Source organism: Nanhaiella sioensis, assembly GCF_046557775.1.
Taxonomy (GTDB): Bacteria; Bacillota; Bacilli; order Bacillales; family SM2101; genus Nanhaiella; species Nanhaiella sioensis.
Genome location: NZ_JBKAEG010000001.1, coordinates 4935446 through 4958015 on the forward strand (window position 1 = coordinate 4935446; position 22570 = coordinate 4958015).

Sequence of the window (22570 nt, forward strand, 5' to 3'; positions counted from 1 at the left end):
CAATAAAATTTATGGACCTCTTTGTAAAGATACCAAGCCCGCTTCGTTTATCAGTATTTCTTTCATTGAACGAAAAGCAACAATCAATGCGAAAACAGCCATTTTTTTAACAAAGATCTATTTTGAATAACATATTTAAAAAACTACGTAGTGAAGTTAGGAATTTGCCAATGATATATAAAAAGTGTCACAATCGGATATCACATAAGAGTTTATGTGGAGTCATTAACTATCCCAACACAGCCTGAAATAATGAGAGAAAAATGTATTCCTATATCACACCGACATCCGCTTCATTCGTTTTATATATTTCCTCGATTTTTTTCCCTCTTGCTCTTGAGAGAATTTCCATTCTAATACTAAGTTGTTTCATCGTATATTGCATTGTTTCTTCAGTCGGATTTCCAAATGAGCTCAATTCTCTTCCTGCTATTCCTTCTTGATTCAACTGTAATGCTAGTGGTGCTAACTCTTCCATTTTGTTACTTACTAAATCAAAAATATGTGGATGCTCTGAAATTAAGCGCTGAAGTAAATATGTCCCGTACCCTATATGTCTGGACTCATCCCTCTTCAACAGTCCAATTCCTTTCATTAAGCCTGGCATAACACCCGCTTTGTCAAGAGAAATGTAAAAGGAATAGTACCCTGTCTCTGCCAAGACTCCTTCTACAAACATGTTATATACTGTAGCAGCTTCTGCAATGGCTTCAGGAGATTGATCGTAAACAATTTTTTCCATTGCATTTGGAAGAATCTCAAAAAAGATCTTCTTATAAATAGGTGTATGGAAATGAGATAAATCACCCTTTTCTCCAATTATATTAAGTACGTTACGGAAAAACTCTGTGTGTTTAGCTTCCTCAAATAGAAAGGTAGTTAAAAACATTTCCTCCTCAATACGTCCTTCTTTTGCGATTGCCATGATCAGAGGTAGTAAATCTAAAGTAACTGCCTCTTCCCCTCCTTGAAATTGGGCAATAACACGTAGAATATCTTCTTGCTGAACTTCATTAAGTGATTTCCAGTCTTCTCGATCTTTTGAAAAATCAATATCTTGAGGATTCCAAATTCCAAACCGTTTAGCCTTTTGATATAATCGGTATGGCAATAGATCTTCAACAATTCCCCTTTCACTAGTAGTAATCACGTGTTTTCTAACCATTTTGCTCCTCCTTTGACATATAAATTGATGAATTGCTCAAAAAATTGTACAATTAAGTTTGATAGATATCTAAATTTTCTGTTAAATCATTCTAGTAAACGCTTACATTTATCATAAGGGATTTAATTAATCGTTTCGATTCCTGAAAATATAGGGGTGAATAATGTAAATGTTTGATGGAGAGATAATTGATTTTATTCATCGTTTAGTAGACACGAAAAACATTAATAAGAGGATTGAATTAATGCTCAGAGGTAGTTTGACTTATTTTCCTTTTGAAAGAGCATCGATATTTTCATATTCTCAACTGAGTTTTATTGGTGAAGGTGTAATGCGAGTAGATGCTGATGGTGTTTATCCTATAACCTATATTCGAGAAGATGTTAGAACAATACCTCCTATTCAAGCTGCAATTACAAGAAATAAAGCGCATTACTTATTTCTTGATCAACTTCGTAAATTCATACCTAACAGGTATATTGATCAATTTGAGCTTTCATCCTTACTAGTTATTCCATTAAGCTACTTACGAAATGTTTTTGGCTGTGTTCTTATCGACAGATATGTTGGTACAAAGCCAATAGACAATGCACTCATAACAAATGTTATGGAATATTACCAATTAGCAGTGCATTCTGTTAAGAGATCCGAATCGCTAACAGACATATTAAGCAGAAGAGAGGTTCAAACGCTGCAATTTCTATCAAATGGGTATAGTACTAAGGAAATAGCAATTTTATTAAAAATAAGTGAATTTACAACGAGAGATTATATTAGCTCTGCAATAAAAAAACTTAACGTAAATCATCGTACAGAAGCTGTTGCTGTTGCATTACGCGAAAAAATTATTCATTAGCACTTTGAAGCTATTTAAATAGTTATAAAGTCATCAGAATCAAAAAATATTATAGTAAAAAGCAACCTATTAGTACTCCATAACATCATATCTGCTACTGCTAGCTAGTTTTGAGAATCATTAAATCACTTTTTATCATGTAACTAAATAAAAATAGTAACAAAGGTTACAAAATAACTTATTGATATTTCGATACTCCTATCCATAAAACTAACTAAATAGGAGTATCTTTATATGATTGTTTGAATCCACTAGCTTAAGTAGTTTCGTCACCCTATTAAGAGTTCTGTTATCCTAGCATTGGCGCTCTATTTCTTATTTATTCAAGATACCATCGAGAATAATATTATTATCATATAACACTTTAGCAACATCCTTCCCTACATAACGGATATGCCAAGGCTCGTATTGATAGCCCGTGATATCTACTTTGTCTTTTGGATATCTAACAATAAAGCCAAACAAATGAGCGTTATTTTCAACCCATTGCCCTTCGATTGTATCAGCAAAATCAGTTGTTAATAAAAAGTTTACACTTTGACTACTTATATCCATTGTTAACCCTGTTTGATGTTCGCTATGACCTGGAACAGCAACAGCCTGTGATGCTTTCTCTTTTCCATACTTAGCCACCTCAGCGGTGAATAGTTCATTTTGTCTTTCAAATGAACGATAGCCAGAAACAGCATATAAAGTAATATTTTCTTGAGATGCCTGCTTAAACATTTCTTCTAAGGCAAGAGCAGCTTCCGATCGTAAGTAGCTTTTTTCTAGTACTTGGTCTCCAAATGAGAATGCTACATTCGGTACTACCAAGTCATCAGGAATATAATCGCTAGGTAAGCTTTGTTCCTTATTGACGATGGATAATATATTTTCTGGATTCATAATCACTTTAAGTCCATTTTGCTCTTCTATGACATTATTAAATTGTTCTAAGGAAACCAGGTCCTCGTTATTATTGGACGATTGTTTGTCTTGGTCTTCGCCTTGTTGGGCTTCATCTGCTGTCGTTTCAACTTCTTCTTCAACTGCTAAATTTTCTTGCTGACTTTCGTTGCCTTGGTCAGAAACGTTTTCTTCTACGGTCTCCGTTCCTTCAGTTGCTATTACTTCTTCATCTTGCAAATTTACACTTCCATTTGAACAACCTGAAATTAACAGTATTCCAATGAATGTTGAAGTAATAAATAATCTTGTTAGTGTGAAAAATTTCATGTTGGTTGTCCCCTTTTTCATATTAACTTATATAATAAGACCTCTGATTTTATATTTTACCAAAATATAATCAATTATAGGAAAGTTTTTTCCGATCTATTTAACAACCTTTTAGCAAAACCATTCACTTTTAGTACCTTACATAACAATTTACTTTACTCTATATTAGCTTAAAATGATTTGGTTATAATCTAGTCAATATATAAACAAGCCCTTGCTTTGCAAGGACTTGTAAAAGCCAAATAGTGTTTTCAGGGCTCTAGCCTAACACCCATGAATTGAATGGAGAAATCCATTTTCCATATATTCAAAACATGAAAGTTTATTGATCACAAGGTATATTAAACTTCAATATACTTACTTAATTGCTGCATCAAGTGCAACTTCAATCATATCATTAAAAGTAGTTTGGCGTTCTTCAGAAGTTGTTTCTTCTCCTGTTAGTATATGATCACTTACCGTTAACACTGATAGTGCTTTGCGACCGAATTTAGCAGCTAATGTATATAGAGCAGTTGTTTCCATTTCGATTGCTAAAATTCCATACTGAGCCCACTTTTCAAATTCGGCATTATCGTTATAGAATTGATCAGCTGTAAAGACATTACCTGCTTTTAAATTCAAGCCTTTTTCAACACCTATATCGTACGCATTCTTCAATAGTTCAAAGTCTGCAGTTGGTGCATAATCAATCCCACCAAATCTAATTTTATTCATACTTGAGTCTGTAGATGAAGTCATCGCTAAAATAACATCGCGAACTTTAACATCTTTTTGGATCGCTCCACAAGTTCCTACACGTATTAATGTTTGAACATTGTAGCTTTGCATTAACTCGTTTATATATATAGCAATCGAAGGTACCCCCATACCTGTACCTTGAACTGATATTTTTTCTCCCTTATATGTCCCTGTAAAACCAAGCATACCTCGTACTTCGTTATAACAAATAGTGTCATCTAAAAATGTTTCTGCTATATACTTAGCACGTAATGGATCTCCTGGTAGTAATATTTTGTCAGCGATTTCATTTTCTTTTGCTCCAATATGTACGCTCATCGTAATTCCTCCTAATGTTGTTTACTAGTTCAAGTACAATATAACATAGTTACATGTAGAAAAAAAAGAACATTTTGCGAAAATTTGTTTGGATGTCTGACGTCGGATGTCTAATCGGAGTTATGACATTCATGTTTCAAATTTGTTCAGCAAAATTGCTAAGCATTCTGAACGAGTGTATATCCTCATTAAATAAAGGGATTAACATTACTTTCTGTGATTTAAATTGTTCCTTAATTTGATCTAAATAAACTCTTTCTTGTTGTTTTCGTTGTTGAAAAAAAGTGTCAGACATATCGTCAGGTAATACTTTATTAACAACAATTGTCTCAACTTGAAAGTCATTATCTTGAAGTAACATTACAGCTTTTTTAGTTTCAATAATTGGAAGTCGTTCTGCATTTAACACGAACAAGTATCCTGTAACTTTACTATTTAATAAAATATCTCTCACTTCTTTAAATCTATTTTTTCTCATTTTTAAAATTTTATAAATTGGATCTTCAATTTCCTCACCGTCATTAAGTAATTGAGAATAATTTCTGTTTATTTTCTTTCGACGACTTACCATTCCGTTCATCCATACAGTCATTAATTCTGGTAGCGATAATAGCCTAAGTGTGTGTCCTGTAGGAGCTGTATCAATAATTAAATGATCGAACTTGTCTTTTTTTTCGATGATAATTGAAACCAATTTGTCAAATAATGCTGCTTCATCCGCTCCTGGGGAGCATTTAGCTAAATCAATTTGACGATTCACCTCCTCAAGCATGTGGGGTTTAACCGTTTCCCTTATATTGTCCTTAACTGTCTGAATGTATCGATCAGCTTCTTGCTGTGGATCTATTTCAAGCGCAAATAAGTTTGAATACACTTCTCTTTGTGTATGTCCTACTTGTTGATGAAAAATATCACCAATATTATGTGCTGGATCTGTGGAAATGATTAATGTCCTTTTGTTATTTTTTGCAAGTTTCAGCGCAATGGCGGCAGCTGTTGTTGATTTCCCTACCCCACCTTTGCCTCCTACAAATAGAATTTTTTTAATATCCATTAGTAACCTCCGTTTATGGTTTTAATCATTTAACAGCATCGAATGCCATCTAGTGGTGAGTGCTCCATACCCATGCGCAAGTGCCATTCGTGGAAATTTTCAATCATATATGGGTATAATTCTAGCGTATAATAAAAAATTGGATTAGGAACACCCAGTAACTCTGAACTACAAAGTAATACAAATAAATCATCTTCGTCTCTTAGCTCCCTTGCAATTTCTATGCGGTGAGGTAATTTAAGCATTTCATCATAATTCCTAATGAGTATTTTCAACATATTCCATGCCTTGTCCATTATTTCACCATCCTTATACAAAATGAACCTTACGTTTTTAGAATCAATCTTCTTATATATAAAAAAGGTGACTTGCCTTAAAAGGATAGCCACCTATGCCAGTTTTTGATTATCAAATTTTTAAATACTACCAAATCAGCTTTTTCAACGAATGAAATAGGCGTTACAACTATTACGTATAAGCGTATATATAACTTTATCACCACCACCAATTAAGAAGAGAACAGCAGACTTTGGTAGTTACATCGGAGTATTAATATTATTAGTGTTGTCCTTTTTCGTTAATGAAGAGAAGGCAATCAACAATATCCAAAAAGCGAATACTAATATAACTCCACCTAGTATGAATAGAAGTAAATTTGCATCTGATTCACCATATCCTGACCACTGAAAAACAACTTGTTGTATCATCGCCCAAAGCGTCATAATAATAATGAACAACATAGGAGCTAGTGTAACAATATAATTTCTCCCTTGTTTTTTGAGCCAAATTGAAATAAGTAACAAGCTTATACCTGCCAATAATTGATTCGACGTACCAAACAATGGCCAAAGCAAGTACCCACCTGACCCAAAACCATTGGGACCTTTTGGTAACAATATTAGAGCTGCACTTGTAATTACAGCAACCGATGTTGCAACATGCGTCTTTGTTAATGGATTTATCTTGTACTCATATCCTAATTCTGAAATAATATATCTCATTAATCGTACTGAAGTATCTAACGAAGTTGCCGCAAAGCTTACGACGATAATCGTTACTATCGTTTTTGCAATTTCCTCAGGAATAAATAACCCAGTTGCTAGCTGAGCTGCCCCGCCAATAAACGCACTTAAACCTCCGCTACTAGCATTATCAAAACTACTATAAGCAGTTAAAAATTCTCCAGGTGTAGCGAAAAATGTCACGACTGCAATGATGGCAATCAACGCTAGCGACCCTTCACCTATTGCCCCTAAATAACCAACAAAACGAGCATCTGTTTCTTTATCTAGCTGTTTAGAGGTTGTACCTGACGAAACCAATCCGTGAAACCCTGAGATAGCACCACATGCAATTGTGATGAATAACAATGGAAACCAAGATTTGTCTGTAGCAGCTGTATTTGTCATAGGCGCCGTTATTTCGGGCCTTAATAATAATAATCCACCATATAAAATAAATAACCCGACGATAAGTTGATGTGAGTTAATATAGTCTCGTGGCTGTAATAACTTCCAAACTGGTAAGATAGAAGCGATATACAAATACACCATTAAAATGATGATCCAAACAAAAAATGCCATTGAAACACCATCAAGTCCAAATAAAACAGTGTTATTTGCACCACCGAAATATCTCACTAAATCTATTTGAAGAATTTGATACTTACTAGTTAAAACTGCAGTTGCGTACATTATCAAAAGCGCAATAATTGAAGGTACAAGCATCCCTTTTTTCTTTCTATAAACTGCATATCCTATCCATATGGCGAGAGGTATTTCAATAAATACAGGGATAACACTGGCTGGAAATGTAATAAATAAATTTGAAATAACCCAAGCAAAAACTGCATTTACCATAAGCACTAAAATTAAGATAATAAATAGAAATAAGATCTTAGCTTGCTTCCCGATTAGTTTATTCGTTAAAGTACCGACAGATTGTCCTTTGTGACGAACAGATAAAACGAGTGTACCAAAATCATGTACCCCTGCAGCAAAAACAGTTCCCAATACAACCCATAGCAATGCAGGTAACCATCCCCAATAAACTGCTATAGCTGGCCCAACAATTGGTGCAGCACCTGCTACCGAAGTAAAATGATGCCCCCATAAGATGGATTTTTTCGTTGGCACAAAATCAACACCGTCTTCATACTTATGTGCTGGAGTTACATAACTAGAGTCAAGACGATAAATTTTCTCCGCTATAAACTTCGAATAATATCGATACCCGAGTGCAAAGACTACCATTCCGAATATCGCTAACCAAATACTATTCAACTTCATTCCCCCCTACCAAAGAAAATTTGTACAATAGTGATAAAACAACTACATTCTTGTCCATTTTGAACCTTGTTAATAGTAATACTATTCAAGTGACCAATTCGATATTATATTTTTCTAAAAGAAAAGGCTCTTTTCGCAAACTTTGCTATTATTTCATTTAAATTTGAGTAACTAATATGGTTTAAATGCTTCTTTAGTTCATTGAAAAGAAAAGATGCCACGAAGGTAACTTATTGCATGTCTACCTCTCTTAGTACGAAAAGTAACAAATAGTGCACAAACAGTATATAAAGGCTCTTTTCGCAAACTTTGCTATTATTTCATTTATATTTGAGTAACTAATATGGTTTAAATGCTTCTTTAGTTCATTGAGAAGAAAAGATGCCACGAAGGTAACTTATTGCATGTCTACCTCTCTTATTACGAAAAGTAACAAATAGTGGACAAACCTAATATAAAGGCTCTTTTAGTAAACTTTGCTATTATTTCATTTATATTTGAGTAACTAATATGTATTAAATGCTTCTTTAGTTCATTGAATAGAAAAGATGCCACGAAGGTAACTTATTGCATGTCTACCTCTCTTATTACGAAAAGTAACAAATAGTGCACAAACAGTATATAAAGGCTCTTTTCGTAAACTTTGCTATTATTTTCTAAATTAGACCGATTGGTAACCGGTTATATAAACACCTGGATTTAAATTAGCAAAGACACATCAAATTCTAGCTTTTGAAAAGGAGAGTTTCTAATAGGCAAAACATCCATCAAGGCTAAACATATTATAGAAAACGAATAGAATTCTTCAAAAAAGGAATAGTATAAACGGTGAAGTTGGTTAATCTCGATGTAACGTTAAGCAGGTTAGGTAATGTTCTAGAAGCTGTAATTAAGTAAAAAATTACAAGGGGGTATGACTGATATGACTAATAAAAAAATAAAGCAGGCCGTAGATTATGCCAATAAAACAAATCCAACATCGCGGTCTAATAAAACGAAACCAAATTCTTCGAAAAGTGATAAAAATAAACTGTAGTAATAATCATAAAGGAGAGATGATGCATGGGTAAAAAAAATAGAAATCGTATTAATGCACCTAAAAAAAACAACCATCTACCACCAGAGGCAACGAGAGCTGAACAAGAAGCTCACGGTGAGGAATTTTCTGCTAAAAAGCGAAAAAAATAGTTTGTTACCCTTATAAAATCTAGCAATAAAAGCAGCCAAAGAAAACTCCTACAAAAATAAGAGTAATTTCTTTGGCTGTACATCTTCATTTGACCTTTGTTCTAAAGAGACCCTTCCTAGTTAATGATGTGGTTCAACCATTTCTCTGCTATCTCTTTCATGTCTATATGTTGATAAATTACGATATATTTCTACCCTAGCCCGGTTAATACCCCCGATGGGTTGATGTTCAATAAGAGCATGTCCAGGTGAGAATGTAAAATCCTCTGCTAACTCGTCTCTTTGCTTCGTTCTAAAAATTTGTGGTGGGATTTTAATAGTCGCAACTTTTATAAATGAAGAATCCTCCTCTTTCCACTCTATTCCAGCATCTTCCACAGGCATAAGTTGTGGATCTTTTTGAAATTGAATGAAAAAGTCAAAACTAGCCTCCTCTTTAGCTAAGTGCTTTTCTATATTATCAGTTAAATAACGGTCAGTTAAAGGTTCTGGTAGCGTACTTTTATATATAGATGTTGGAATGATTGAATACTTCACTACTTTATTATCACCGAACATATAAGGAGTTGTACTCCAATAGCGGATATCTAAAGGAGATGAATGATTTTTTTTACCATTATTTAATTCCTTAATAATATCTCCTTTCCCAGACAAAGTCATCTTCAACAATAAAACGAGTGGATTCCACTTTAAACTATAATAAACAGCATCATGAAATAGTTTTACTGTCCCTAATGGCATAGTTGGATGGCTCATTAATACAAAATCTTGGGTTTCATTTTCATCCTTCTCATATTTTTTTCCCTTAACTCCCATTAATTTTACCGCAAATCCTCTGAAGTCTTTTTTCATATCCGACTGTATTTTACCATTTGCATTTGATATACGAATCCACGCATCATATTTGTTTGGTTTTTCAAAAATACCTACTTTTAGTTCATCGGGAAGATTTGGCTCAATAATAAACTGAGCCTGTAACAATGCGAGGTGTTTTGGGTGAGCATCTCTTTTCGTATTTCCTTCAGTATATTCCTTCTCCATTTTTTTTCTTAGTAACGATTCCATACTTTCAATTAAAGATGCTTCATCATTTGGTATTGATTCAAATTTAGTTACTTGATTTGCATTATCCATAGAAATATCTCCCTTTTTTGTTATTAACAATATGATTAGCAAAAACATCATAAATATTCATAACAAAACTGTAGTTGAAAATGGAATTAAGTATTTGAGAGGCTTCTGGCTAATTAAAAATAACCTCACTCCATATAGAGCAGGTTATTTATTGTACAAGTTATAGAAATCAAAAACTACTGGCAACTTGCTTATAAATAAGAATGGCTGTGACAGTCATCTAAATGACCAGAAAGCTACTATTATTTGCTCGTGGAATTTGTAAGGTATACACAATTTGTATGACTAGTTATCTCCTTTTTCAGTTGGCTGCTTTTGTATATTGATAACAATTTCTTTAATGTGATGACTCCCACACAATGAACAATTGTTACTTTTATAACTTAAAATAGCACAACAATGAGTACAATATTTGTTCATATCCTCTACTCCTTTTACAAGTGTTGTACTATTCTATGCAACGCTAATACAAAATGATGCTAAATATAATAATTTCTTATATTTATGGCTGCTTTCGTACCTCTACACAGCCTTTTGTAATGTATAAGCTTGTGTCTGTATGGTTTGGTACAGCGAATTGACAGCAAAAATGATCTGTCGCAATGTTTTTTTCACACCCTGAACCTTTATTGTCAATGCATGGATCTACGAATATATTTGTCATATAAACCTCTCCTGTATGTTTTTATAATGATATCACTACTCATATAATTCAAATGCCTATTTGTCCTGTATGTGTATTCGCCTAGTTAAATAAAAAAAATTAATATTTACCGAAGCAAAATAAAAAAACCAGTGTAAAAACTGGTTTTTAAAAAACTAATTATTCCTTGTTATTTTCCTTCCATATCTCACTCACTTGACCTTCTTCTTGTACATCTATAATAAATGAACCATTGCTATATCGATCGGTCGGTCTAAGGGTGATAGGATCAACAGAATGAATCACATCATTTTCAGTTTGGAAATATACTACGTCTTTTTGAGTAACAAAAACAACACCAACTAAACGATGAGGGTTATTTTTTAGTTCACGTAACATCACTACACCACGTTTTGCACGAGATGTTTTTTCAAATCCTGTCAATTTCATTCTTTTAATTGCACCGCGGTGTGTTATCGCTACTAGATCAGGCTGCTGTTCTTGTTGACCTATGATTCCACTTACGACATAATCGCCATCTTTTAAATTGATTCCCTTCACTCCTGCCGCACGCGCTCCGACAACATTTACTTCATTTTCATGAAACCATAATCCATATCCAAAGTAGGTTGCTAGAAAAATATCCATAGTCCCATCTGTCATTTCAACATCAATGACTTCATCATGATCTTTTAAATTAATTGCTACTAATGCTCGGGAATATCGTGTTGCTTTATATTGGTCCAGAATGGTTTTCTTCACCATACCGTTTTTTGTGACAAATAATAAAAATTGACTGGACTTAAACTCTTTAATAGGAATTGCTTTAATGATCTGTTCATCTCGATCAATGTTGACGATATTTGCAATATGTTGTCCAAGATCTTTCCAGCGTATATCAGGTAATTCATGGACAGGACAATACAAATAATTACCTTTGTTGGTAAAAATTAATAAGACATCAGTTGTATTAATTTCATACATTCCTAACAGCCTGTCTGATTCTTTCATTGCAAAATCTTGCCCATTTGAAGCAGAATATGAACGAAGACTCGTTCTTTTCACATAGCCGTCCTTCGTAACCGTGACAATTACATCCTCAGGTGCAACCATCACTTCTAAATTGATTTTTAAATCCTCTATTTCGGCTTCAATAATCGAACGTCGGTTATCGGCATATATTTTTCGAAGCTTCCTTAAATCTTTTTTTATGACAGTAAATAACCTTTTTTCACTAGTTAAAATTGCTGTTAATTCAGCTATTTTATCTAATAATTCACCTGCTTCTTGTTCAAGCTGAGTAATGTCTGTATTTGTTAGGCGATATAGCTGCAATGTAACAATTGCTTCCGCTTGTAGCTCAGTAAATTGAAACGCACTAATAAGATTTATTTTGGCATCTTTTTTATCTTTTGACGAACGAATGGTTGAGATCACTTCATCTAATATCGATAATGCCTTCATGAGCCCTTCCACAACATGATGTCTATCTTTTGCTTTATTTAATTCATATTGCGTCCTGTTTTTTACCACTTCTGCTTGGTGTTTAATGTAAGCATCAAGCATCTCTGCTAAGCCCATTAGCTTCGGACGTTTTTGGTGGATAGCTACCATATTAAAGCTATACGGAATTTGCAAGTCCGTATTCTTTAATAGATAATTTAACACACCTTGTGCATCTGCATCCTTCTTTAATTCTATAACGATTCGCAATCCCGTTCGGTCGGTCTCATCACGAACCTCTGATATCCCTTCGACTTTACGATCTAGGCGTAAATCATCTATTTTCTTTACTAAGTTGGCTTTATTTACTTCATAAGGGATTTCAGTTACGACAATTTGTTGCCTACCACCTCTAATGGATTCAATCGACGTTTTACCTCGAATGATCATTTTGCCTTTACCAGTTTGATATGCTTTTTTAATCCCTTCTACTCCTTGGATGATGCCTCCCGTTGGCAGGTCAGGGCCTTTAATAACTGTCATTAAGTCATCAATTGTACAGTTTGGACGGTCAATTCGCATAATTACACCATCTATTACTTCTCCAAGATGATGTGGAGGAATTTCGGTCGCATAACCTGCTGAAATCCCAGTGGATCCGTTCACTAATAGGTTAGGAAACATAGCAGGTAACACAACTGGCTCTTTACTCGTTTCATCAAAATTCGGTATGAACTCTACTGTATTTTTATCAATATCTCTCAATAGCTCTGAAGCAATTGATGAAAGCCTTGCCTCTGTGTAACGCATAGCAGCTGGCGGATCACCATCAATACTTCCGTTATTCCCGTGCATTTCAACCAACAATTTACGCAGTTTCCAATCTTGCGTCATACGCACCATAGCATCATAGACTGATGTATCACCATGCGGATGATAATTACCAATCACGTTTCCTACAGTTTTTGCTGATTTACGAAAGGCTTTGTCAGCTGTATTTCCTTCAACGTACATAGAATACAATATACGTCTTTGTACAGGCTTCAACCCATCCCTAGCATCAGGTAAAGCACGTTCCTGAATAATGTACTTACTATATCTACCAAAGCGGTCGCCGAGAACATCTGCTAGTGGTAATTCTCGAATTGTTTCAATTTGTGACATTCTTAATCCTCCTCCACGACCGACAAGTTATCATTGTCTAAAATATTCGTTTCTTCCTCTAAACCAAAAGCTACATTACTTTCAATCCATTTACGTCTAGGTTCAACTTTATCACCCATTAACGTTGTAACTCGTCTCTCTGCTCTTGCAGCATCATTAATCCTTACACGAATGAGCGTTCTCGTTTCAGGGTTCATAGTCGTTTCCCAAAGCTGATCAGCGTTCATTTCACCAAGCCCTTTGTAGCGCTGAATTGTGTACCCTTTCCCTATCTTATCCATAGCTAATTTCAGCTCGTCCTCAGACCAAGCATATTCTAACACTTCTTTTTTTCCAGTTCCTTTACTTACTTTATATAGTGGTGGCAGAGCGATAAATATTTTACCTGCATCAACGAGTGGTTTCATATATCTATAAAAAAATGTAAGTAAAAGTACTTGTATATGTGCTCCATCTGTATCGGCATCTGTCATAATGATTACTTTATCATAATTAATATCCTCCACAGAAAACTCAGAGCCAACTCCTCCACCTACAGCATGTATAATTGTATTAATTTCTTCATTTTTAAATATATCTGCAAGCTTAGCTTTTTCTGTATTAATAACCTTACCACGTAAAGGCAGCACAGCTTGAAATCGTCGGTCTCTCCCTTGCTTAGCAGATCCACCGGCAGAATCACCTTCAACTAAATAAAGTTCATTTTTATGTGGATTTCGAGATTGAGCTGGTGTAAGCTTTCCACTTAAAGTACCTTCAGATTTCTTTCGTTTCTTCCCGTTTCGTGCTTCTTCTCGAGCTTTTCTAGCAGCTTCTCGAGCTTGATATGCTTTTATAGCTTTTTTCACTAATAACGAACTAACATCAGGATTTTCCTCAAAGAAATACGCCAAATTCTCCGTTATAACAGCATCAACTGCTGAGCGCGCATCACTTGTCCCTAACTTCCCTTTCGTTTGCCCTTCAAATTGAAGTAACTCCTCTGGAATTCTGACAGACACGATGGCAGCAAGTCCTTCACGAATGTCTGATCCCTCAAGGTTTTTATCTTTTTCCTTTAATAATCCTACCTTACGGGCATATTCATTAAAAGCACGCGTCATTGCTGTTTTGGCACCCGATTCATGGGTACCTCCATCCTTCGTTCTTACATTATTCACGAATGAAAGGATGTTTTCTGAAAATCCATCATTAAATTGGAAGGAATATTCAACTGCAATGTCGTTTTGTTCCCCTTCAAATGATATCACTGGATGTAGTGTATCCTTTTCCTCGTTTAAATATTGAACGAAAGCCTCTATGCCATTCTCATAATGAAATATTTCTTGCTCATTGTGCCGCTCGTCTATGAGCTCAATCTTTAGACCCTTTAACAGAAATGCTGACTCACGCAATCTCTCACACAGTGTATTAAAGTTATATGTAATTGTACTAAATATGCTTGGGTCTGGCTTAAAGTGAGTTGTTGTACCCGTTTGATTCGTTCGCCCTTTATTTTCAAGTGCAGAAACTACACTTCCTCCTTGTTCAAACCTCTGTTCGTATACGTTTCCATCACGACGGATCGTAACAGTTAACCATTCAGAAAGAGCATTAACGACAGATGCACCTACACCATGTAATCCTCCACTCGTTTTATAACCACCTTGTCCAAACTTCCCACCAGCATGTAAAACAGTATGTATAACTTCAGGAGTGGGCTTTCCTGACTTATGCATGCCAACTGGCATGCCTCTCCCTTTATCAACTACACTAATACTTTGATTTTTATGTATCGTAACTTTTATATGGTTCCCGTAGCCAGCTAAAGCTTCATCTACAGAATTATCAACAATTTCATATACTAAATGATGTAGCCCTCGTGTGTCTGTACTTCCTATGTACATACCCGGACGTTTTCTTACAGCTTCCAGCCCTTCTAGCACCTGGATGGCTTCATCATTATATTCAAAACTTTGCTTTGACAAAAAACTACCTCCTCAATACAAAAAACATACACAACAACTTTTTAATCTTGTTATAGTACAAAATAAATGCGTAAACGCCTCGATTATCCCTGACAAGCATTCGAGTCATTTCCCTTGATAGGATGTATGGAAATGGCCTCGAGGGGATAGGCACTAAAGGTGGATTATCCTATAGCCCCTAAATCATATTTTTAGTTCCTTTTTGCCCATAAAAAGAACGGGTGTTCTAATTATACACCTTTTAGAAACAGAATAAAACTGCAACTCCTATTTTATATAATATATGGTAATACCCACTTATCACAAGGACAAAAATTTTTTCTTCTTTTAAAACCCTCTCATTTTTGTAAAATTTGATTTTTCTAGCCTATGAATGATAAATAATTTAACATAAGGCTCTTTTCGTTTACTTCGGTGCTTTTGGAACTTATATTTGAGTAAATGATGTGTATCATATGACTCTTATAGTCTATAGAGAAGAAAGGATATCCACCGTTTGTTAGTTCTTTTAATGTTTAGGTTTTTTAGAAAAAGCAACAATTAATGCGAAAACAATCTAAAGTGAAAGTTCAAATGCTCCTATTGAATGAAATTAAGACATACAGAAAAAAGAGTACTCAATTTTCATGAGTACTCCAAGAGGGAGGAAAATTTGTGAACATTTACTTATTTTGCGACATGGATGACAAAGTAACAATCATTCAACCATGTTGTTTTTATAGTGTGTCGCATTTGTACAATAATTATGCAAAATAAAGCAGTCATTGAAGAATGAGTTCAAACTTACTTTGTAGCAACATATTCAACTTTAATACACCTATCCATAACAACAGTGTATCCTTTATCATTTAAAAAATGATATGCTTCTTCATTAATAAGTCCTAATTGAGCCCAAAAAACATCAGCATCTATTTCTACAAATTCCTTTGCAACGTCATAAAGTTTCTCTGACCGACGAAATACATTAACGATATCTACATGACCTTCAATCTCTTGAAGAGATTTCACTGCTTTGACACCTAAAACTTCATTAACAGTTGGATTGACTGGGATGATTTCATATCCTGCATCCTGCATAACTTTACTAACTTTGTAGGATGTTTTTTCTGGATTGGCAGATAGACCAACAACCGCAACCCGTTTACTTTTTTTTAAGATTTCTCCCAATTCTTCTCGATTTGGAATTTCAATTGCCATCTAATCATCTCCATGTATTAGTTATATACTTATTGTATCACTATCACCTTAAGCTCAGAAATAGAAATGCTTACGTATTTTAAAACAAATCACTATCCAATCTTATCTATTTACATACAAAGTACAAACCAATGTTACACCTCTTACTTTTGCGTGACTTGGATATGTTTTAACGAGTCAGAAAGGGCAGTCCAAGCACCTTCATTACCAAACGTTCTAGCCCAAGTAGCTATACCTGCCAGCTGATACGAATGTACAATTTGAGCTCTCTTTTGTAATGAATAGTCATTTTCAATCCAAATTTTATACATTGCTTGTTCTTTTTCATCCATATATTCGACGTAGTATTGTCCAGATTTTTCGTCATATGCTGGTTCTAAATTACGTTCATTCATCCACTCACGGACAAATTCAATAGAATGAGCCTTTGAAGATACTTCTATAGCACCATTATCATTCTCTTTCTCTTCCCATATTCGTGTATATAGTGGGACACCTAAAATTAATCTGTCGTTAGGAATCACTTCTAGTATTCTTTCTAGATTATTTTCCACCCAAGGAAAACTTGCTACACTACCTGCAATAGGTGACGATGCCCAGTGTTCATCATACGCCATAACCATCATATAATCGACAACATCGGCTAGCTTTTCTCTTTCATAAAACTTAGACCAATTCTCACTTTCAGATATAAAAGTAACATCCATGCTTACTACTAGCCCTGCTTCATGCAAGTAAGGTGTTGCTTCTCTTACAAATTGTGTGACGAGTGGTCCATCTTCCAAATTAACATTTTCAATGTCAATGTTGATGCCATCTAGCTCATACATTTGACTGTATTGAAGTATTTGGCGAATAATTTTTTGTCTTGTATCAAAATCTTTAAATGCTTCATGGGTTTTTTCAGGGTCAAAATCGTTAGAAAATACAGCCCATACTTGATAATTACGTTGTTTAGCCCATTCGGAATATGCCGTAGAACCCAAATTTGTAACATCTCCCTCATTATTTTTCAGCGAAAACCAAGTGGGAGAAACTACATTTAAACCGTCCATCTGTGGCATTGTTGATGTATCAGGATTTTTAGAGTACACAGCTTCCCAAGTTAAATTTATAGGCCCATCTATTAACATTCTTTGTTCTGCACGCAAATCTCTCGTTAAATTAACCGTCGTCGGTTTGTTTAAACTTATCGAATTCTTTTTAATATACCCTGCTATCCCGTTTTCCTTTCTGATGAAGTAATATTCACTATGATCATCTTTTTCAATAACAATAGATTCATTTCCATCTAACTCCGCAACGTATTTTGACTTAAGAGATGGCTCTACCCTCAATCTTGATTCATGCTCATTTAATTTATCTTTTACAACACCTGTTAACAATGTTTGACCGTGTTTTTGAACAATAATAGCGGATGTTTCATCATTCAGTTTCACTTCTATTGGATATATTTGTAATATTTGATCAATATTAATATAACGTTCACCTGCTTCTGTAACTAAAGCAGGTACCTCTAACTTAAATGGTTCTTCATTTATAAAATAAGTTAACGACTCTGAAGGAAGCTGCAAAACTTTATTACTCGTAGTAATAATAATAGAGTTCGAGTTTTCATCAAAAACAATAGAAGAATCTATTTCTTCTTGAATAAATGAAAATGGAAAATATATTGCGTCATCAACAACATACGCAGTAGACATCATCTCGCCTTCAAAAATAATGTCACTTTCCGCCTGAAAGTATTCAGTACTTTCTGTTGAAGGTAATAAATAAATATATAATAAAATACTAGATACTATCATAATTAAAGATATACTTAATCCCATTACAATATAGGGTGTTTTAGTTTTTTTCTCTTTATATGTTTCAAGCCTTGACATAAAATCCCCTCCTATCGACATATTACGCAATAATTCACAAATTGAAAAGAATAAATTCTTCCTTTCGTATAATTTTTTTTATGTTCATGAAATTGTATGGTGTTTTTAGATAGAAGTGGTAAAATGAAAGAAATAGAAACGTTGTTATCAAAGGAGATTCATAAATGTCAGAAGTAATGATTATTGTAATTGCATATCTATTAGGTTCCATCCCATTTGGGCTTATAGTTGGAAAAATAGGATATAATATAGACATACGTGATCATGGGAGTGGAAATTTAGGGGGTACTAACACCTTTCGTGTATTGGGGAAAAAAGCTGGGATAATCGTAACTCTGGGGGATATTTTAAAAGGAACGTTAGCTGCACTACTGCCTTTTCTCATTGAAGTTGATATTCACCCATTATTAATCGGATTATTCGCATCAGTCGGTCATATGTTTCCAGTATTTGCAAAGTTTAAAGGTGGTAAAGCAGTAGCGACATCGGGAGGTGTTCTGCTAGGTTATCAGCCGTTGACTTTCTTGTTCGCTGTAATCGTATTCTTTCTTCTTTTGATTATGACAAGATATGTTTCACTCTCCTCTATGCTTGCAGGTGTTTTAACAGTCTTTTATAGCTTTTATACAAAAGATGTTCCGTTAATTATCGTAGTTAGTGTTTTAACAATATTTATTATTTATCGCCATAGAGCTAATATATCGCGACTAATTAATAAAACAGAACCAAAAGCAAAATTATGGTAACGCTTTAAGTCCAATCATACATAACATTTTTTCTCAAAGCTCATTTCGTAAACATTGTTGTTTTTCACTACAAAATAAAAGCATGATGAGTATAATGTGAACTCAATAATTGTAAAATATAAAGGATGTCACGAGCTATAGATGTATACGTGCTTAAATTTTAGAACGTAAAGCAACAATCATTGTTTCACAACAACATATTACTATTTATAAGGAATTTCTATATGAAGTTCCTTTTTTATTGTGGAGAAAAGCGACTTGACACTCCCACACCTTAAGGAGTGGGCTTTCCCGTTCGTGAAAATCTGTAAAATAAAACAATTTTTAATAATTTAGGACAATAGAACATACTTAATTTTTTCAAATTACATAAACTAACCCATCACCAGCGATATGAAAATTTATTTTACCATCCGTACTGAATTTAAATTAGTAGGTTATATATTTAGCAGATACAGATTTAAGCTTTTTCTTTGAACAAAAATGGAGGGAGAAGATGTGCTAACATTTTTCTTTATTCTTTTAGGAGTATTTTATCTTTGGTTTTATTTATAGGTATGTAATGAGGGGGAATTCCCCCTTAAAATATACTTTATAATTTTTTTTGCTAATTAAACATATTCCTAATTATATATTGCATTTTTATTACCTGATTTTATAATAATTGTTATAATTTATGTAAACAAAGAAATAGAGGTAAACATATGATGTATCGGAAAATTTTGTTCGTTTCATTAGGAACAACTGTAACAGTTTGTATATCCATTTTTAGTTGGTTTTTGTTAACATCTATTAATACTCAAAGCGTTCAGGTAGTCGTTAATACTCATCATAATAAAACTCATCACTTGTCCCAAAAAGACTTTACGACTAGCTTAACGATAGGAGCAGTAGGTGATATATTATTGCATAGTACAGTTTATAACGATGCTAAAACATCGGATGGCTATGATTTTACACCTATGATGTCCAATGTATTTCCCCTACTAACAAAACCAGATATTACATTTGCCAATCAAGAATCCATGATTGGTGGTAAAGAGTTAGGAATTTCTACTTACCCACGATTTAATAGCCCTTATAACATAGCTGATACTATAAAGGCTGCTGGCGTTGATATTGTTTCTATTGCAAATAACCATACGCTAGATCGTGGAGAACGTGCCGTATTAAATGCTACTGCTTACTATGATAAAATCAATATGGCTTATGTTGGGGGATATCGTAGTAATAAAGATAAAGAACAACCACGTATACTTGTAAATAATAAGATATCAGTAGGTTTTCTTGCCTATACATATGGAACGAATGGCTTACCTATACCTAAAGGAAAGGAATACTTGGTTAATGTAATAAATGTTACAAAGATTAAAGAGGATATTAAAAAATTGAGGGCGGATGTAGATGTCATCGTTGTAAGTATGCATTGGGGAAATGAATATGAACGGTTCCCGTCTTTTCAACAGCAAGAACTTGCTCATTTACTAGCAAATGAAGGGGTAGACATTATTATAGGTCATCATCCACATGTACTACAGCCAATCGAGTGGATTGAAAGAGATGATAGCTCTAAGAGTATAGTCGTTTATTCTCTAGGTAACTTTCTGTCAGGACAGTATAATGACTATAAAGATATAGGAGGATTATTTGAAATAACTGTAACGAAAAGTTTTTCAGGTAATGTAAATGAAATACACTTAGACAATCCAACATTTACTCCTACATATGTATCGAATCAATATCAAAGTAATTTCGAAACACATATTTTAAGTGAACTGGTTAGTTCCAACAATGACCATCTATATGAGCAAATGTATAAAGATACAATGGAACATATGTATCAATGGCTAGATGAACAACCTTAGCATAATATTTCATAGTAATAATAGGCTCTTTTGTATTTGTATTTGTACAACATTACGATAGTAAAAAGAATTTTTGGATACTTATCATCATATTATAGAAAAGATGCCACGAAACTATTGTTGAATGCTTGCAAGGTAGCCGTATCGGAAGGTGAGGCTGGATCTCACCTCCCTTCTAAGGAAATATGTGAAGCTAGACATTATATAAAAAGACGCTTTTGTTTAGAACGAGAAGCAACAACCATTACGAAAACAGCTTAATAAAAAAGACGATCTGAAAGTAAAAAAACTTGAAATTTTCTTTCAGACGTAACAGCTGTCTCAATAGTATATGTGGTGGCTATGGTATGCCTTTTCTTCATGTTATTGTAAAAGCTTTGTCAATTAACTAATATTTCTCTAATCCATTCCGACATAAAATATAATTATCGTTGATTTTTTACCTTTTCATATGCTTCATGCCATTCAGGAAAATATTTAGCTATACTGATTGGGCGGAAAGAATCTTTTTTTACACACACATGCTTCGTTGTGCCACAAACAGCTAACTGGTTTTCGGAATTGGTAATTTCGTAGCCATACACAACTCTTAACCCATCATATTCTTCAACCCAAGTTGTAATTTCTGCAATTTCTCCATAACGTATTGGCTTTTTATACGAAACATGTGCTTCAAGAACTGGACACAAAATTCCATCATCCTCCATTGCTGCATAGGAAAATCCTAAATCTTGAATATACTTTGTTCTGCCTACTTCCATCCATGTTAAATAATTTGCATGATTAACAACCCCCATTTGATCTGTCTCAGCATAACGAACTTCTATTTTTTTCTTTGATTTTAACAACCTTAATTCCCCCTATGAATTATAATGCTATTTTTATAATTTTAATTGTTAGGCTCTTTTCGTATGTTACTACTTTACTTGAAATAGCAATATGATGAGTTTTATGAGTACTTAAAAATTTTAAAAGTAGAAAATGCCACCAACGCTACAAGAATGCGTGTTTAAATTTTAGAACAAATTGCAATAATCAATAAGAGAACAGCCCATTGTTATTTTACATGAAGAGAAGAGCACGTAAAATATCGTGCTTATAAAAACACTACACCATATATGTGAAATAAGCATGAATAAAGTTGAGTCTCTGTAAAAATGTCTATATTTATTTTTAGAAAAAGTATGTTCAAACAACAGTTACAGAATCACTATTTTCACAACAACCTCATTAAACAATAAAAGACATGAGCCCGGTTATTCCCGAAATCATGTCTTAAATGTGACTTAATTGTAGCTTTAAAGTCTTCTAGGTCGGCCTTTGGGGAGAATATTACTTATAACCGTTTTCACGGTCTTGAGCTTCATCTTTAATTTCTTCTCTCATCGCTGCAATGCTTTCTTCTCTACGTTGATTTTTTGCCTCGATTTGCTCTCGTTCTTCATCACTAGCAAATTCCATCGTTTCATGTGCTTCCTCAATATTTTCAATCGTATTTTGCACCATATCTTGTAACTTTTCTACATTATCACTACGATCATCAGGCTTTGGTCTATTAGTCAATACTAACCCTCCAATACAAATTGTATATTGTACATCACTAGTGTGTTTCAAACCTCTTGAAATTATGATTAGAAGTCCGTTAAAAAAATCAATGAAATCGCTATTGTTACTTACATATGAATGACTGATGTGTATGG

At 34.0% G+C, this 22570-nt stretch carries 18 protein-coding genes; 4 read left to right on the forward strand and 14 right to left on the reverse strand.

What is annotated here, in order from left to right:
- Positions 1 to 271: 271 nt before the first annotated feature.
- Complete coding sequence (locus tag V1503_RS23250) at positions 272 to 1165, reverse strand: R2-like ligand-binding oxidase (RefSeq protein ID WP_410629333.1); 894 nt, start codon at positions 1163 to 1165, stop codon at positions 272 to 274.
- Between the two features lie 169 nt (positions 1166 to 1334).
- On the opposite strand from V1503_RS23250, the gene V1503_RS23255 reads away from it, so the two are divergent.
- Positions 1335 to 2021: a response regulator transcription factor gene (locus V1503_RS23255; RefSeq protein ID WP_410629334.1), complete on the forward strand. Its 687-nt coding sequence runs from the start codon at positions 1335 to 1337 to the stop codon at positions 2019 to 2021.
- Between the two features lie 315 nt (positions 2022 to 2336).
- Here V1503_RS23255 and V1503_RS23260 read toward each other — a convergent pair whose 3' ends face one another.
- From V1503_RS23260 to V1503_RS23280, 5 genes are all read right to left on the reverse strand, one after another.
- The gene (locus V1503_RS23260) at positions 2337 to 3239 is read right to left on the reverse strand and encodes a M15 family metallopeptidase (protein WP_410629335.1); all 903 of its coding nucleotides are present in this window, start codon (positions 3237 to 3239) and stop codon (positions 2337 to 2339) included.
- A gap of 357 nt (positions 3240 to 3596) precedes the next feature.
- Positions 3597 to 4298, reverse strand: a complete 702-nt coding sequence (deoD, locus tag V1503_RS23265) for a purine-nucleoside phosphorylase (protein ID WP_214481892.1) — start codon at positions 4296 to 4298, stop codon at positions 3597 to 3599.
- Between the two features lie 136 nt (positions 4299 to 4434).
- On the reverse strand, positions 4435 to 5352 hold the full coding sequence (locus tag V1503_RS23270; protein ID WP_410629336.1) for an ArsA family ATPase: 918 nt from the start codon (positions 5350 to 5352) through the stop codon (positions 4435 to 4437).
- 29 nt (positions 5353 to 5381) lie between these two features.
- On the reverse strand, positions 5382 to 5648 hold the full coding sequence (locus V1503_RS23275; protein WP_214481894.1) for a cory-CC-star protein: 267 nt from the start codon (positions 5646 to 5648) through the stop codon (positions 5382 to 5384).
- Between the two features lie 240 nt (positions 5649 to 5888).
- Positions 5889 to 7634, reverse strand: coding sequence for a carbon starvation CstA family protein (locus V1503_RS23280; protein ID WP_214481895.1), 1746 nt, complete (start codon positions 7632 to 7634; stop codon positions 5889 to 5891).
- Positions 7635 to 8702: 1068 nt separating this feature from the next.
- Between V1503_RS23280 and yoyE the strand changes: the two genes are divergently transcribed.
- The gene (gene yoyE, locus V1503_RS23285) at positions 8703 to 8828 is read left to right on the forward strand and encodes a protein YoyE (RefSeq protein WP_284730443.1); all 126 of its coding nucleotides are present in this window, start codon (positions 8703 to 8705) and stop codon (positions 8826 to 8828) included.
- A 120-nt stretch (positions 8829 to 8948) separates the two neighbouring features.
- Here yoyE and V1503_RS23290 read toward each other — a convergent pair whose 3' ends face one another.
- From V1503_RS23290 to V1503_RS23315, 6 genes are all read right to left on the reverse strand, one after another.
- Entirely contained in the window at positions 8949 to 9962 is a 1014-nt protein-coding gene (locus V1503_RS23290; RefSeq protein WP_410629337.1) for a catalase family protein, read from the reverse strand.
- A gap of 502 nt (positions 9963 to 10464) precedes the next feature.
- Positions 10465 to 10626: a hypothetical protein gene (locus V1503_RS23295; protein ID WP_410629338.1), complete on the reverse strand. Its 162-nt coding sequence runs from the start codon at positions 10624 to 10626 to the stop codon at positions 10465 to 10467.
- A 159-nt stretch (positions 10627 to 10785) separates the two neighbouring features.
- Positions 10786 to 13212: a DNA topoisomerase IV subunit A gene (gene parC / locus V1503_RS23300; protein ID WP_410629339.1), complete on the reverse strand. Its 2427-nt coding sequence runs from the start codon at positions 13210 to 13212 to the stop codon at positions 10786 to 10788.
- A gap of 2 nt (positions 13213 to 13214) precedes the next feature.
- Positions 13215 to 15179: a DNA topoisomerase IV subunit B gene (parE, locus tag V1503_RS23305; protein WP_320257238.1), complete on the reverse strand. Its 1965-nt coding sequence runs from the start codon at positions 15177 to 15179 to the stop codon at positions 13215 to 13217.
- 783 nt (positions 15180 to 15962) lie between these two features.
- Positions 15963 to 16376: a CoA-binding protein gene (locus V1503_RS23310; RefSeq protein WP_214482404.1), complete on the reverse strand. Its 414-nt coding sequence runs from the start codon at positions 16374 to 16376 to the stop codon at positions 15963 to 15965.
- Positions 16377 to 16519: 143 nt separating this feature from the next.
- Positions 16520 to 18259, reverse strand: coding sequence for a glycosyl hydrolase family 18 protein (locus V1503_RS23315; RefSeq protein WP_410629340.1), 1740 nt, complete (start codon positions 18257 to 18259; stop codon positions 16520 to 16522).
- A 164-nt stretch (positions 18260 to 18423) separates the two neighbouring features.
- Here V1503_RS23315 and plsY point away from each other — a divergent pair, with 164 nt between their 5' ends.
- Positions 18424 to 19005, forward strand: coding sequence for a glycerol-3-phosphate 1-O-acyltransferase PlsY (gene plsY, locus V1503_RS23320; protein WP_410629341.1), 582 nt, complete (start codon positions 18424 to 18426; stop codon positions 19003 to 19005).
- A gap of 704 nt (positions 19006 to 19709) precedes the next feature.
- Entirely contained in the window at positions 19710 to 20870 is a 1161-nt protein-coding gene (locus V1503_RS23325; RefSeq protein ID WP_410629342.1) for a CapA family protein, read from the forward strand.
- Between the two features lie 425 nt (positions 20871 to 21295).
- Here the strand turns inward: V1503_RS23325 and V1503_RS23330 are convergent, their stop codons facing one another.
- Both V1503_RS23330 and tlp read right to left on the reverse strand, forming a co-directional pair.
- Entirely contained in the window at positions 21296 to 21718 is a 423-nt protein-coding gene (locus V1503_RS23330) for an acyl-CoA thioesterase (RefSeq protein WP_410629343.1), read from the reverse strand.
- 484 nt (positions 21719 to 22202) lie between these two features.
- Positions 22203 to 22433, reverse strand: coding sequence for a small acid-soluble spore protein Tlp (gene tlp / locus V1503_RS23335; protein ID WP_320257243.1), 231 nt, complete (start codon positions 22431 to 22433; stop codon positions 22203 to 22205).
- Positions 22434 to 22570: the final 137 nt, after the last annotated feature.

Excerpts from the sequence above, each read along its gene's own strand:
- V1503_RS23310 (WP_214482404.1), bottom strand. The coding sequence starts at position 16,376 with ATGGCAATTGAAATTCCAAATCGAGAAGAATTGGGAGAAATCTTAAAA.
- V1503_RS23290 (WP_410629337.1), bottom strand. The coding sequence starts at position 9,962 with ATGGATAATGCAAATCAAGTAACTAAATTTGAATCAATACCAAATGAT.
- V1503_RS23250 (WP_410629333.1), bottom strand. The coding sequence starts at position 1,165 with ATGGTTAGAAAACACGTGATTACTACTAGTGAAAGGGGAATTGTTGAA.
- V1503_RS23270 (WP_410629336.1), bottom strand. The coding sequence starts at position 5,352 with ATGGATATTAAAAAAATTCTATTTGTAGGAGGCAAAGGTGGGGTAGGG.
- V1503_RS23255 (WP_410629334.1), top strand. The coding sequence starts at position 1,335 with ATGTTTGATGGAGAGATAATTGATTTTATTCATCGTTTAGTAGACACG.
- V1503_RS23275 (WP_214481894.1), bottom strand. The coding sequence starts at position 5,648 with ATGGACAAGGCATGGAATATGTTGAAAATACTCATTAGGAATTATGAT.
- parC (WP_410629339.1), bottom strand. The coding sequence starts at position 13,212 with ATGTCACAAATTGAAACAATTCGAGAATTACCACTAGCAGATGTTCTC.
- V1503_RS23325 (WP_410629342.1), top strand. The coding sequence starts at position 19,710 with ATGATGTATCGGAAAATTTTGTTCGTTTCATTAGGAACAACTGTAACA.
- V1503_RS23315 (WP_410629340.1), bottom strand. The coding sequence starts at position 18,259 with ATGTCAAGGCTTGAAACATATAAAGAGAAAAAAACTAAAACACCCTAT.
- deoD (WP_214481892.1), bottom strand. The coding sequence starts at position 4,298 with ATGAGCGTACATATTGGAGCAAAAGAAAATGAAATCGCTGACAAAATA.
- yoyE (WP_284730443.1), top strand. The coding sequence starts at position 8,703 with ATGGGTAAAAAAAATAGAAATCGTATTAATGCACCTAAAAAAAACAAC.
- V1503_RS23295 (WP_410629338.1), bottom strand. The coding sequence starts at position 10,626 with ATGACAAATATATTCGTAGATCCATGCATTGACAATAAAGGTTCAGGG.
- V1503_RS23260 (WP_410629335.1), bottom strand. The coding sequence starts at position 3,239 with ATGAAATTTTTCACACTAACAAGATTATTTATTACTTCAACATTCATT.
- plsY (WP_410629341.1), top strand. The coding sequence starts at position 18,424 with ATGTCAGAAGTAATGATTATTGTAATTGCATATCTATTAGGTTCCATC.